6 protein-coding genes and 1 pseudogene are annotated in these 13,313 nt (G+C 56.4%); 6 read left to right on the top strand and 1 reads right to left on the bottom strand.

From position 1 onward, the window contains the following. Nucleotides 1-51: 51 nt before the first annotated feature. Entirely contained in the window at nucleotides 52-909 is an 858-nt protein-coding gene (sseA, locus tag IBT46_RS10340; protein ID WP_200545608.1) for a 3-mercaptopyruvate sulfurtransferase, read from the bottom strand. 240 nt (nucleotides 910-1,149) lie between these two features. Between sseA and IBT46_RS10335 the strand changes: the two are divergent. The 6 genes and pseudogenes from IBT46_RS10335 to rodZ all read left to right on the top strand — a co-directional run bounded on the left by IBT46_RS10335 (nucleotide 1,150) and on the right by rodZ (nucleotide 13,306). Further along, a pseudogene (locus IBT46_RS10335) lies at nucleotides 1,150-7,119 on the top strand (alpha-2-macroglobulin). 8 nt (nucleotides 7,120-7,127) lie between these two features. Beyond that, nucleotides 7,128-9,467: a penicillin-binding protein 1C gene (gene pbpC / locus IBT46_RS10330; protein WP_200545607.1), complete on the top strand. Its 2,340-nt coding sequence runs from the start codon at nucleotides 7,128-7,130 to the stop codon at nucleotides 9,465-9,467. 216 nt (nucleotides 9,468-9,683) lie between these two features. Beyond that, nucleotides 9,684-10,115, top strand: coding sequence for a nucleoside-diphosphate kinase (gene ndk / locus IBT46_RS10325; protein WP_062744669.1), 432 nt, complete (start codon nucleotides 9,684-9,686; stop codon nucleotides 10,113-10,115). A 203-nt stretch (nucleotides 10,116-10,318) separates the two neighbouring features. Continuing rightward, on the top strand, nucleotides 10,319-11,488 hold the full coding sequence (locus IBT46_RS10320) for a bifunctional tRNA (adenosine(37)-C2)-methyltransferase TrmG/ribosomal RNA large subunit methyltransferase RlmN (protein WP_200545606.1): 1,170 nt from the start codon (nucleotides 10,319-10,321) through the stop codon (nucleotides 11,486-11,488). A 110-nt stretch (nucleotides 11,489-11,598) separates the two neighbouring features. Further along, nucleotides 11,599-12,315, top strand: a complete 717-nt coding sequence (gene pilW, locus IBT46_RS10315) for a type IV pilus biogenesis/stability protein PilW (protein WP_370569434.1) — start codon at nucleotides 11,599-11,601, stop codon at nucleotides 12,313-12,315. Next, nucleotides 12,305-13,306 carry a cytoskeleton protein RodZ gene (gene rodZ / locus IBT46_RS10310; protein ID WP_200545604.1) on the top strand — a complete coding sequence of 334 codons (1,002 nt, stop codon included), beginning with the start codon at nucleotides 12,305-12,307 and terminating at the stop codon, nucleotides 13,304-13,306. The genes pilW and rodZ overlap by 11 nt, the downstream gene beginning before the upstream one ends. The last annotated feature ends 7 nt before the right edge of the window (nucleotides 13,307-13,313 follow it).

Genomic DNA, 13,313 nt, shown 5'->3' with positions numbered 1-13,313 from the left:
GAAAAAGGCGACCAGTCGGGTCGCCTTTCTACTGAAGTACTAAAGGGGGGCTTACAGCGAATCGTTGACGATCGGTAGATCGTTGCGGCTGCCCCATTCTCCCCACGAACCGTCATACAGCGTGACCTCTTTCGCGCCCAGACTGGTCAGCGCCAGAATCACTACCACTGCCGTCACCCCGGAGCCGCAGCTGGCGATAACCGGCTGGGCCAAATCGACACCCTGCCGATCGAAGATAGCGCGCAGTTCGGCGGCGGGTTTCAACTGGCCTTCGCTGACCAGGCTATTCCACGGTACGTTCAGACTGCCGGGGATACGGCCACGATGCAGACCCGGACGGGGTTCGTCAACTTCACCGTGGAAGCGGTTTGCCGCGCGGGCATCAATAATCTGTGCGCCGCCTTCATGACTGACCAGCAGCACATCGGTCACGCGTTTAACCCGCTCGCCGTCTGTGACTTTCGCGTCAAAATCACCTTCCGTCAGGCTGACTTCACCGCTTTCCAGCGGCAAGTTCGCTTTCTGCCAGCCAGCCAGCCCACCGGCCAGAATTGACACCTGCTCCGCGCCAAAATAGTTCAGCATCCACCAGGCGCGCGGTGCGGAAAACAGATTGCCTTCATCGTAAACCACCAGATGTTTATCTGCACTGACGCCCAGTTCACGCATGGCAACGGCAAAAGCTTCAGCACGCGGCAGCATATGAGGCAGGGCGGTGCTGTGGTCGGAAAGCGCTTCGATATTAAAGAACGGTGCACCGGGGAGATGGGCAGCCAGGTATTCAGCGGTCACATCACGCGTTAATTCCTGGCCGGGCGGCAGCATGCGCGCATCCAGAACCTGAACATTTTCATCGGTAATATGCTCCGCCAGCCACTCGGCGGTCACAAACAGGGAACGGGTCGTCATAGCGTCCTCATCGTTGACAGTGTTTTGCTGAGTGTCAGCGATTTTACCCTCTACCACAAGGGTAAATCCCGGTACTGCGAGACAGCTGGCAAAATGCCTGCGTGGAGGAATAGAAATTGCACAGATTACCTATTACTATTTTAGAGAAATTGTAACACGGGTTGACGGTCATCCAGATGCAGCGGCCAGGCAAGGGAAACTGTCAGAATAAATGCATAATGGAATATAAGGTTGGTTCTGATGGATGTGCTCAGGCTGCTACTGCGTTTACCTTTTCTGCTGCTGAAGGGCCTTTGCTGGCTGATTTCTCGCCTGTTGTGGCTGCTGGGATGTATTCTTCGCCCGCTGCTTGGTGAGATTAACTGGCAGGCACCACGCTGGGCGGCGGCATTCGGCCGCGGTTTTAACCGTCTGGAGCAGGGCGTTATTCGCCATCCTAAAGTCATCAGCCTGAGTCTTATCCTGCTGTTGGGCCTGGCGGCGGCGGGTTGGTATGGCTGGAACCTTTGGCAAAACCGCCCTAAGCCAATAGACGTTGCGCCGATCGCGGTACAGCAAACTCATGTCGAAGCCTCCAACCCGCAGGCGCTGGATTATCAAGCGGCAACCCTCCCTAAACAGCTTCTGACTCTCAGCTTTGATACCTCTGCCGCACCGATTGAACGCGTCGGCAAGTCGGTTGATAAAGGTATCAGCATTAAACCGGCGTTGGATGGCGAATGGAAATGGTCCGATGCGCAAACGCTTATTTTTACGCCGAAAGTCCCGCTGCCGCTGGGTGCCAGTTATCAGGTAGACCTCAATCCGAAGACGCTGCTTGCTCCGCAGATCCAGCTGGAACAAACCCGCTATGACTTCAGCGTACCCGCTTTCGATTATCAGCCCGGTGAGGCTGAATATTACCAGGACCCACAGAATCGCGGCCAGCACAGTGCCATTTTTAACCTGCGTTTTACTGCGCCAGCGGATGCCGCCAGCGTTGAAAAACAGCTTTCGTTGGGTGTTTCAAGCGCGAAGGGACAGGCTGAAAAGCCGCTAAAATTCACCGTCAACTGGGATGATAAAAAACTTAACGCCTGGGTACGCTCCGAACCGCTGGTGGCGATGGATCACGGTGGTGTGGTGCATCTGAAAATCGGTGAACCGCTAAAATCGTCGTTGCCGGGAAACAGTATAGAGCGCAAAGGTGAAAGCTGGGTTAGCGTGCCAAACCTTTACAGCCTGAGCGTCAGCGATGTCAGTGCGCAGGTGGTTGATAAACCGGGCAGCCCGAGTGAAAGGGCGCTGATCGTCGGTTTCAGCGATGCAGTGGCGGATAATGAGGTTGGCAAAGCGGTCAAAGCCTGGCTACTGCCGCAGCACGATCCGCGTCCTGAGGCAAAAAATGCGGATCAAAGTGAGTTCACCGAATGGAATCTCGACAATATCGATCGGGCCGTTTTACAGAAATCACCGCAGCTTCCATTAAGCCTAAATGATGCCGAAGAGGATTATCAGCCTCAGTTCAGCTTTAAATTTGATGCGCCGGCCCAGCGCTATCTGCTGGTGCAGGTTGATGCGCTGGTGACCTCCAGCGGCGGCTACAAAATGCCGCAAAAAGTCTGGCAGGTGGTACAGGTGCCTGACTATCCGCAAATGCTGAGTTTTGCCGCCCAGGGGGCGCTGCTGCCGGTGAACGGCGATAAGCATATTAGTGTGGCGGCGCGTAACGTTCCGGGGATGAGGCTGGATATCAAGCGTGTGATCCCGAGTCAGCTGCAGCACATCGTCTCCTTTAAAAGCCGTGAATATGCCTCCGCTGATTTTAACCGGCTGAACGATGAGTATTTCACTGAACACTTCCGTTATCAGACCGCAATTGGCAATCAAAAGCCGGGGGAAGTCAGCTATCAGGGGATCGATCTTTCGCGCTACCTCTCTACCGACAGCGCGTCCCATCGCGGGGTGTTCCTGCTTTCCCTGTCGCCGTGGTCGCCTGAGCAAAAAGATGCGCAGCCGGGTGAAGATGAATATCAGGAAGGGGATGAAGAGCAGCAGAGTATCGGCGACTCGCGTTTCGTGGTGGTGACCGATCTCGGAATCATTGCCAAGCGCGCGCAGGATAAATCCCGCGACCTGTTCGTTCAGTCCATCAGCAGCGGTCAGCCGGTAGCGGATGCCCTGGTGTCCGTGGTGGCTAAAAACGGTGAGAAACTGCTCACCCGCCGCACAGGCGGGGACGGTCACGTCAGCTTCCCGCCGCTGGAAGCCTATACCAACGAGCGCCAGCCGGTGATGTTCCTGGTGGAAAAAGAGGGAGACGTGTCGTTCCTGCCCAGCGGGCGTGACAACGATCGCAGCCTCGACTTCTCGCGTTTTGATGTTTATGGCGAATCCACACCGGAAGACTCGCGAACCCTCAGCAGCTACCTGTTCTCCGATCGCGGTGTTTATCGCCCCGGTGATACCTTTAATATCGGCCTGATTACCCGCGCCGCCGACTGGTCAGTGCCGCTCAACGGCATTCCGGTGCGGGCAGAAATTCACGATCCTCGCGACAAGCTGATGCGCACGGTACCGCTGACCCTCAACGCCAGCGGTTTCAATGAACTGAGCTTTACCACTGACGAAAATGCGCCAACCGGCGAATGGATGATCTACCTCTATCTGCCGGGCAAGGATGATGATTCCACCCGTCTGCTGGGCAGTACGGCGGTGAATATCAAAGAGTTCGAGCCGGATCAGCTAAAGGTTAAGCTGGCGCTGACGCCGGACAGGCATTCAGGCTGGGTCAAACCCGGCGAGCTGAAGGCCAGTATTGATGTGCAGAACCTGTTTGGCACGCCGGCACAGGGGCGACGCGTTGCCTCGAAGCTGACGCTGCGCCCGGTCTATCCGGCCTTTGATCGCTACCCCGACTATGCCTTCTATGAGGCGCGCCCGGCCGGTGAAGGATTTGAAACGGAGCTGCAGGACAGCACCACGGACGACAGCGGTGCGGCAAATATCGCGCTGGATCTCAGCGGTTGGGAAGATGCGACCTGGCAGCTGCAGCTGCTGTCGGAAGCCTTTGTTGCCGGCGGTGGGCGCTCCGTCGCTGCTACGGCACGCACGCTGGTTTCACCTTGGGACTATCTGGTGGGCTTCAAGCCTGACGGCGATCTCAGCTTTATTCGCCTCGGTACGCAGCGCAGCGTAAATCTGCTGGCGATCGACCCGTCGCTTGAGCCCATAGCGCTTGGCGACCTGAAGCTGGAACTGCTGGAGCAAAAATATCTGTCGGTGCTGACGCGGCAGGAGTCCGGCGTTTATAAATACCAGTCGAAACTGAAGGAAATTCCGGTCAGTGAGAACCGACTTGAGCTGGGGGCATCCGGTACGACCTTACCGCTGATGACCAACCAGCCGGGTGACTACGTGCTGGTGGTGAAAAACGCCAAAGGGGATGTGCTTAACCGTATCGCCTACAGTGTTACCGGCGACGCCAATATCAGCCGTTCGCTGGATCGTAACGCCGAGTTGAAGCTGAAGCTAGATCGTGCTGAATATCAGCCGGGCGATGAAATTGAAGTGGCCATCAATGCACCTTATACCGGCAGCGGTCTAATCACCATCGAGCGGGAAAAGGTGTATAGCTGGCAGTGGTTCCATACCACGACCACCAGTTCCGTGCAGAAGATTCGCATTCCGGCCGGGCTGGAGGGCAATGCCTATATCAACGTGCAGTTTGTGCGCGATATCAACTCTGATGAAATCTTTATGAGCCCGCTCAGCTACGGTGTGATGCCGTTTAAAATCAGCAACCAGGCGCGGAAAAATGCGCTGGCGCTGAGCGTGCCGGACGTGATCAAGCCGGGAGATAACCTGCCTGTTACGGTCACCACCGACGGCCCGCAGCAGGTTGCGGTATTTGCAGTTGATGAAGGAATTCTGCAGGTGGCGCGCTATCGCCTGACCGATCCACTGGATTACTTCTTCCGTAAGCGCGAGCTGAACGTGGAAAGTTCGCAGATCCTCGACCTGATCCTGCCGGAGTTCAGCAAGCTGATGTCGCTGACATCCGCACCGGGCGGTGACGGCGGTGAAAGCCTGGATCTGCATCTGAACCCGTTTAAACGCAAGCGTGATAAACCGGTGGCATTCTGGTCCGGCATTACCGAGGTGAACGGACAGGCGCAGTTTACCTGGCCGGTCCCGGACTACTTCAACGGCAAAATCCGCGTGATGGCGATTTCTGCTACCGCCGGAAAAATCGGTAAGGCACAGACCTCCACCACCGTGCGCGATGACTTTATCCTGACGCCGAACGTTCCGGCGATGGTGGCACCGGGTGATGAGTTTGACGTCAGCGTCGGCGTCAGCAACAACCTTGAGGGACAGGGAAGTGAAGCGCTGCCCGTCAAGCTCAGCGTCACGCCACCGCCACAGCTGGAGGTGGTCGGTAGCGCAGAGCAGTCCCTGCCGCTGGCGGCGAAGCATGAAGGCGTGGTGACCTTCCGCCTGCGGGCGAAAGCTGCGCTCGGCGATGCTCCGCTGGTGTTCCGCGCCGGTTACGGCGATAAAACCAGTCAGCGAACCTTGAGTACCTCGGTGCGGCCGGCGATGCCTTATCGTACTCAGTCGGTTATGGGGCGCATGAACGGCAGCCAGCAACAGGTGGATAACCTGCGCCAGATGTTTGATGCCTATGCACAGCGGCAGGCGGCAGTGTCTTATTCACCACTGGTACTGACCAGCGGACTGGCCCGCTATCTGGCGGATTATCCTTATTACTGTTCTGAACAGATCGTCAGCCAGTCCATCCCGCTGCTGTTGCAGAGTGAACACCCGGAACTCCGTGGCAGCCTGTCGAACGATAAAGTCCGGCAGCAGCTTAAAGGTATTCTCGACGTGTTGCGATCGCGGCAGAACGGCGATGGGGCTTTCGGGCTTTGGACAGCATCGCCGCAGGCCGATCCGTTCGTGACGCCGTACGTGGTTCAGTACCTGCTGGAGGCCAGAGCGGCGGGCTATCCGCAGCCTGCCGATATGCTGGATGAGGCCAACGTGGCGCTGCGGACCCTTGCCAGCAGTGGCTATGAGGATCTGTATCATCTGCGCCTGCGCGCCTGGGCGATTTACCTGCTGACGCGACAGGGCGAAATCACCACGAACGCGCTCGCTTCGGTGCAGGAAACGCTGTAAAAGCGCTTCCCTGACGGCTGGAAAACCGACCTCGCTTCGCTGTACCTGGCTTCTTCGTGGAAACTGCTGAAAGCGGATGATGAAGCAGAGCGACTGTTGCAGCCCAGCTGGCAGGCGCTGAGCAAGGCTTATGACAAGAGCTGGTGGACGCAGAACTATTACGATCCGCTGGTGACGGACGCCACGCGGCTGTACCTGATTGTTCGCCACTTCCCGGAGAAAGTGGATGCCATCCCACCTCAGGTGCTGGAAAATATGGTGCAGGCGCTGCGTGAAGAACGCTACACCACCTTCTCGTCGGCGATGAGCATCCTGGCGCTGGAAAGCTATGCCGGGCAGGTGGCGCAGCACAATGATGTGCAGGGCCTGAAGATTAATCAGATCGGCGGTGACAATAAGGTTCCGCAGCTCATTTCTTCAATTAAAGGCCAGTTCAGCCAGGGTGAGTTCAGTTCCGCTGCGCGCTCGATTCAGTTCGGCAATCCGAACAGCGCACCGGCATGGTATGTAGTGACGCAGGCCGGATACGACCTTGCTGCGCCGCAGAAAGCGATCTCACGCGGGCTGGAAATTACCCGCGACTATACCGATGCGGCTGGAAAACCGATTGATAAAGTGACGCTGGGCCAGACGATCTCGGTTCATCTGAAGGTCAGGGCGAATTCCCAGCAGGCGCTGAGTAACCTTGCCGTCGTCGATCTGCTGCCGGGTGGGTTTGAAGTCGTACAGCAGACCCCGCCGCCGCCGGAAAACGCTGAGGAGGAGGGTGAAAGCGAAAGCAGTGGAGGATGGACCTCACCGCTTGCTGCCAGTGGCTCAACCTGGTCGGTGGACTACAGTGATATCCGCGAAGATCGGGTGATCGTTTATGGCAGCGCCACACGTGAGGTACAGGAGTTTGTTTATCAGATTAAAGCCACCAATACCGGCAGCTTCGTGATCCCGCCAGCCTACGGCGAGGCGATGTACGATCGCGATATTCAGGCGATGTCCGCCGCGCAGGGGAAAATTCAGGTGGTGGCGGCTGAGCCGTCAGCTGCACCGTAACGCGGCTGATGGAGTTAACAAATCGGGCTGGTTTAAAGCGGCTGTTGCAAAATGCTGCCGCAGTAGTGGTATTGCTGGCCCTGTTTCTGCTGGGCTGGCGGCTGTGGCCGCACCCGCCGCTTTCGCAGGGGTTACCGCTGTCGACGGCCTGGTACGATCGTCATGGCCAGCTGCTGCGTTTACAGCTCGCCACTGACGATCGCTACCGTCAGTGGACGCCGCTGGCGGACATGTCGCCGCTGGCGATCGACGGTATTCTGCTGCATGAAGATCGCTGGTTTTACGCTAATCCCGGTTTTAATCCGGTCAGCCTGCTGCGTGGGTTCTGGCGCAGCTATATCACCGGTGGCAGCAAGCAGGGGGGATCGACAATCACCATGCAGCTGGCGCGCATGAAGTGGCAGCTGAATACACGAACCCCCGGAGGAAAGCTGGTGCAGCTGCTGCGCGCCGTGCAGCTTGAGCTGAGCTACTCCAAGCACGATATTCTGGAAGCCTATCTGAATTACGCCCCTTACGGTCGTAATATTGAAAGTCTGGGTGCCGCCAGTCTGATCTACTTTAATAAACCACCCGCAAAGCTGACGCTGGCCGAGGCATTAACGCTGGCCGTGCTGCCGCAGTCGCCCAGCCTGCGCATCGACCCGCGCAGCGGCGAACTCAGCCCGGCGCTGATGCAGGCGCGCAATCGTCTGTTTGCCCGCTGGCAGCAACATTATCCGACTGATAACGCCCAGCAGGCGCTGTTTCGCCTGCCGATGACTCTGCGCCAGCCGCAGGCGCTGCCGTTTATCGCGCCACATTTTATTGAACAGCTCCAGCCTGGAGAACGTGCGCTTCGGGTTGACACGACCCTGGATGCCACGCTGCAAACGCTGGTTGAGCGACAGGTTCGCGCCTATATCTTACGCAACCAGAATCGGGGAATTCATAACGCAGCGGTGATGCTGGTGGACAGCCGTGATATGGGCGTGCGGGCGCTGGTCGGTTCGGCGGATTATTTCAACCGGCCGATTCAGGGGCAGGTTAACGGCACGACGGCAAAACGTTCCCCCGGTTCCACGCTGAAACCATTTATTTACGCGCTGGGCATGGAGCAGGGCGTTCTGCATCCCATGACCGTGCTTAAAGATGTACCGTCTACATTTGGCAGTTACGCACCGGAAAACTTTGACCGGCGTTTTCTGGGGCCGGTGACGGCAACCGATGCGCTGAACTTCAGCCGTAATATTCCCGCCGTGGCAATTGCGGCGCAGCTGCGTCAGCCGAGTTTCTATCAGTTTTTACGGCTGGCCGGTATCAGCAATATGGCGAGTGAAAAGCACTACGGACTGTCGCTGGTGCTGGGCGGTGGCGAGGTGACGGCCCAGGAGCTGGCAAGGCTGTATGCCATGCTGGCAAACCGCGGTGAACTGCGGCCGCTGAGGATGCGTGAAAGCGATCCGCTTGATGCCGGTGCCCGGTTATTGAGTGAAGAAGCCAGCTTTATGACTCTTGATATTCTGAGGCAGCATCGTCGCCCCGGCGATACGCTGGCCCAGCGGCCTTCAACGCTGCCGGTATACTGGAAAACCGGGACCTCCTGGGGATTTCGCGATGCCTGGAGCGTAGGGATTTTCGGGCCTTACGTGCTGGTTGTCTGGCAAGGTAATTTCTCCGGTCAGGGGAAGAATGCGTTTATTGGCGTGGAAGCCGCCGCGCCGCTGTTCTTCAATATTATCGACAGCGTGGCCGCCAGTTACCCTCAGTTGCGGGAGCCGCGGCACCGCTTTCCCCCTCATCTCAAAAAGGTGGATATCTGCCTGCCCAGCGGTAACCTGCCGACCCAATGGTGCCAGCAGCGCGGCAGCAGCTGGTTTATTCCTGGTAAATCCCCGATTACCGTCGATACGGTTTATCGTCCGCTGCGGATTGATAACCTGAGCGGTAAAGTGGCCTGCGCACCCTGGGATGAACACAGCAGCCACGTTGAGGTCTTCGAGTTCTGGCCCTCCGACCTGGCAAACGTTTTTGCCAGCGCGGGTCTGCCAAAACGGCCGCCGCCTCGCGGAGAGTGTCAGCCGGAGTCGCAGAGCGGTTCAGCGCCGCGTATTACCTCGCCGCTAAAAAACACCACCTACACGCTCCGTCAGTCACAGCGCGGGCGCGAAAATATCAGTTTCAGCGCAGTGACCGACGCCGACAGCCGCACGGTTTACTGGTTTGTCGATGATATCTACCTTGGCAGCAGCGCCAGCAAAACGCCGCTGGACTGGCAGCCAGCACGTTCCGCAAGGTACCGAATTCGCGCGGTTGACGATCGCGGCCGTGCCGACAGTCGTACAGTGAGGGTAGAAATCATTAACTGATTTCATGCGGTTTTACCGCCGTCGAGTGGTTAATCAGCCACGGGCTGGGTAAAATGGCGTCAGGTGGCGAAAAAAGCCGCGACGCCGATCGTGTTTTTCAACATTTTCTTGAAACTCCGATAGGCATTTCCGCTTATGCACCCTTATAATCTGCGGCCATTTTCCCGGCCGGGACACTTTTCACGGCTAAACTCGACGTATAAAACAGGGGTCAACATGACTATTGAGCGTACCTTCTCCATCGTAAAACCTAACGCTGTGGCAAAAAACGTAATCGGTGCCATCTTCAACCGTTTTGAAAGCGCTGGCTTCAAAATCGTTGGCAGCAAAATGCTGCACCTGAGCAAAGAGCAGGCCGAAGGTTTCTATGCTGAGCACCAGGGTAAGCCGTTCTTTGATGGTCTGGTAGAGTTCATGACTTCTGGTCCGGTTGTTGTTTCCGTACTGGAAGGCGAAAACGCCGTTCAGCGTCACCGCGATCTGATGGGCGCAACTAACCCGGCTAACGCTCTGGCGGGTACACTGCGCGCTGACTACGCTGACAGCTTCACCGAGAACGCCACCCACGGTTCTGACTCTGCTGAATCAGCAGCACGTGAAATCGCCTACTTCTTCGGCGAAGGCGAAATCTGCCCACGCACCCGCTAATCAGCGGATGCCAGACCGGCGTCAGGTGTGGTGAATAACCCTGCGGTTTACAATTTATTTTTGTCAGCCGCTTTAACCTTACGTTAGTCGCGAGTACAATTATGCGCCCCGGTAGAGCTTGCTCTCCGGGGCGCTTCTTATTCTATTCACCTGAATTCACCAAAACAGCGCCATAACGTGTAATAACGAGGCCAGAGAACATTATGTCAGATACTATTGTGACGCCGTCGTCCGCATCGCCTGTAACCGTCCAGCCTAAAAAAGACAAAATTAACCTGCTCGATCTGAATCGCCAGCAAATGCGCGAATTTTTCGCCAGCCTGGGGGAAAAACCGTTTCGTGCCGATCAGGTCATGAAGTGGATTTATCACTACTGCTGCGATGATTTCGACGAAATGACCGATATCAACAAGGTCTTTCGTAACAAGCTGAAAGAGGTGGCTGAAATCCGCGCGCCTGAAGTGGCTGAAGAACAGCGCTCTGCGGATGGCACCATCAAGTGGGCCATCCAGGTAGGCGGTCAGCAGGTTGAAACCGTTTATATCCCTGAAAAAGATCGCGCCACGCTGTGTGTTTCCTCACAGGTTGGTTGCGCACTGGAATGTAAATTCTGCTCTACCGCGCAGCAGGGCTTTAACCGCAACCTGCGCGTCTCGGAAATTATTGGCCAGGTCTGGCGTGCCGCTAAAATCATTGGCGCCGCGAAAGTGACCGGTTCGCGTCCTATCACCAACGTGGTGATGATGGGGATGGGTGAACCGTTGCTGAACCTGACCAACGTAGTTCCGGCAATGGAAATCATGCTGGATGATTTTGGTTTTGGCCTGTCTAAACGCCGCGTGACGCTGTCAACGTCGGGCGTGGTTCCCGCGCTGGATAAACTGGGCGATATGATCGATGTGGCGCTGGCTATTTCGCTTCACGCACCGAATGACACAATTCGTGACGAAATTGTTCCGATCAATAAAAAGTACAATATTGAAACGTTTTTGGGTGCCGTCAGCCGCTATATCGGTAAGTCCAACGCTAACCAGGGGCGCGTGACCATTGAGTACGTGATGCTTGATCACATCAATGACAGCACCGACAACGCCCATGAACTGGCCGCGCTGTTGAAAGATACGCCGTGTAAAATTAACCTGATCCCATGGAACCCGTTCCCAAGTGCGCCGTATGGCCGTAGCTCGAACAGCCGCATTGACCGTTTCTCTAAGGTGTTGATGGAATACGGATTTACGACTATTGTCCGTAAGACGCGCGGCGATGATATCGATGCCGCCTGCGGTCAGCTGGCCGGTGACGTGATTGACCGAACCAAGCGTACGCTGAAAAAGAAAATGGCCGGTGAAGCGATATCTGTGAAGGCGCTCTGAAACCCGGTCTTTTCCGATAAAGAAACGCTGCCGCTGGCTGTTTGCCCTGGGCTGATTGACGTACCCTGACGGTATATCACAGCCCAGGGAGAGGCAGAATGCGTATCAGGATGAGTATAGTGGCAGCGCTGCTGCTGCTGGGTTGCCAGACGTCACAGCAGAGTAAAGCACTGGTTGAAACCCGGTTACAGCTGGGTCTGGCCTATCTGGCGCGCGGCGAGTTAGATGCCGCGCAGAGAAATCTGCAACGGGCGCTGGCGCTGGCTCCGAATGATTATCGTACTCAGCTGGCGGAAGCTCGTTACCAGCATCAGGCAGGCGATGATACGCTGGCCGCGAAGTACTATCATCGCGCGCTGACGCTGGCACCGCAAAACGGCTATGTGCTTAATAATTACGGTGCGTTTCTTTGCAGATTAGGGCAGTATGATGCGGCACAACGGCATTTCATTCAGGCTGCTGAAGATTCAGCAAATGGGACTCGTGCCGACAGCGTTGAAAATTCAGGCTACTGTTATCTGAATGCCGGGCAACGAGAGAGAGCGCGTAATGCGCTGGCGGAAGCGGTAACAGCCGATCCCGCCAAGGGAATGCCCATGCTGGCAGAAGCCGAAAGGCGATTTGGAAAGGGGAAACGTGAGGATTCACGTATCCTGTTAGAAATTTATCAACACAGCTTTCCTGTTTCAGCGGAAAGTTTGTGGCTAGAGATTCGCTTCGCCGTGCAGGAAGGCCGCACTGCTGATGTTAAACATTTTGGGGGCCAACTTGCGCGAATTTTTCCACAATCGATACAGTACCAGCACTTTCTAGCTAATGAATACTGAAGCCACTCAAGAAAAATCTAACGTAAATTCAACAGGCGAGCGCCTGCGTAGCGCCCGTGAAAAAATGGGCCTGACTCAGCAGAACATTGCTGAGCGCCTCTGCCTGAAACTTTCCACCGTTCGCGACCTTGAAGAAGATAAGACGCCGGCTGATTTGGCATCGACCTTCTTGCGCGGCTATATCCGTTCTTATGCCCGCCTCGTGCATATCCCGGAAGAGGACCTGTTGCCGATGATGGCAAAACAGGCCCCGATCCGGGCGGCGAAAGTTGAACCCATGCAGAGTTTTGCACTGGGTAAACGTCGCAAAAAACGAGACGGCTGGTTAATGATCTTCACCTGGCTGGTGGTGTTCGTAGTTGTCGGTCTGACCGGCGCCTGGTGGTGGCAGAATCATAAAGCCGCACAGGACGATCTGGTTACTTTGTCCGATCAAAACAGTTCCGTCAGCGATGACAACAGCCAGTCTATTCAGCTGGAAGGCACCTCTCCGGACGCCTCAGCTCAGCCGCAGTCCCCTGAAGAGGGGGCTTCGGCTCAGACTACCCCCGTTGAACCGGTAGACAATAACGGAACTGCGGCTGCCCCAGCTGCGACCGCCCCCGTTGCTTCTGCCCCTGCTGCCTCTGCTCAAACCAGTCAGAATCAGCCTGCCGTTGTTTCACCAAGCCAGGCTTCGGTTGATAACACCACCGGCAGCCCGTTGCCAACGAGCAGCGCTGGCGTTAGCCAGCCGGCCGTTGATCCAAATGCACTGGTGATGAACTTCACCCAAGATTGCTGGCTGGAAGTGACCGATGCCGCAGGGAAAAAACTGTTCAGCGGGATTCAGCGCAGCGGTGGTAAACTTAGCCTTGCTGGTACCGCACCTTATCGCTTGAAAATTGGTGCGCCAGCCGCAGTACAGATCCAGTATCAGGGCAATCCTGTCGATCTGAGTCGTTTTATCCGTACTAACCAGGTTGCTCGTCTGACAGTAGGTGCGCCATAACGCATCT

This window comes from Erwinia sp. S38, assembly GCF_016624545.1.
Lineage (GTDB): Bacteria > Pseudomonadota > Gammaproteobacteria > Enterobacterales > Enterobacteriaceae > Erwinia > Erwinia coffeiphila.
This window is presented reverse-complemented; position numbering and strand designations above follow the sequence as displayed.

What these genes read in the sequence shown, in the direction of transcription:
- sseA (WP_200545608.1), bottom strand. Translation starts at nt 909, where the DNA reads ATGACGACCCGTTCCCTGTTTGTGACCGCCGAGTGGCTGGCGGAGCAT.
- pbpC (WP_200545607.1), top strand. Translation starts at nt 7,128, where the DNA reads ATGGAGTTAACAAATCGGGCTGGTTTAAAGCGGCTGTTGCAAAATGCT.
- ndk (WP_062744669.1), top strand. Translation starts at nt 9,684, where the DNA reads ATGACTATTGAGCGTACCTTCTCCATCGTAAAACCTAACGCTGTGGCA.
- IBT46_RS10320 (WP_200545606.1), top strand. Translation starts at nt 10,319, where the DNA reads ATGTCAGATACTATTGTGACGCCGTCGTCCGCATCGCCTGTAACCGTC.
- pilW (WP_370569434.1), top strand. Translation starts at nt 11,599, where the DNA reads ATGAGTATAGTGGCAGCGCTGCTGCTGCTGGGTTGCCAGACGTCACAG.
- rodZ (WP_200545604.1), top strand. Translation starts at nt 12,305, where the DNA reads ATGAATACTGAAGCCACTCAAGAAAAATCTAACGTAAATTCAACAGGC.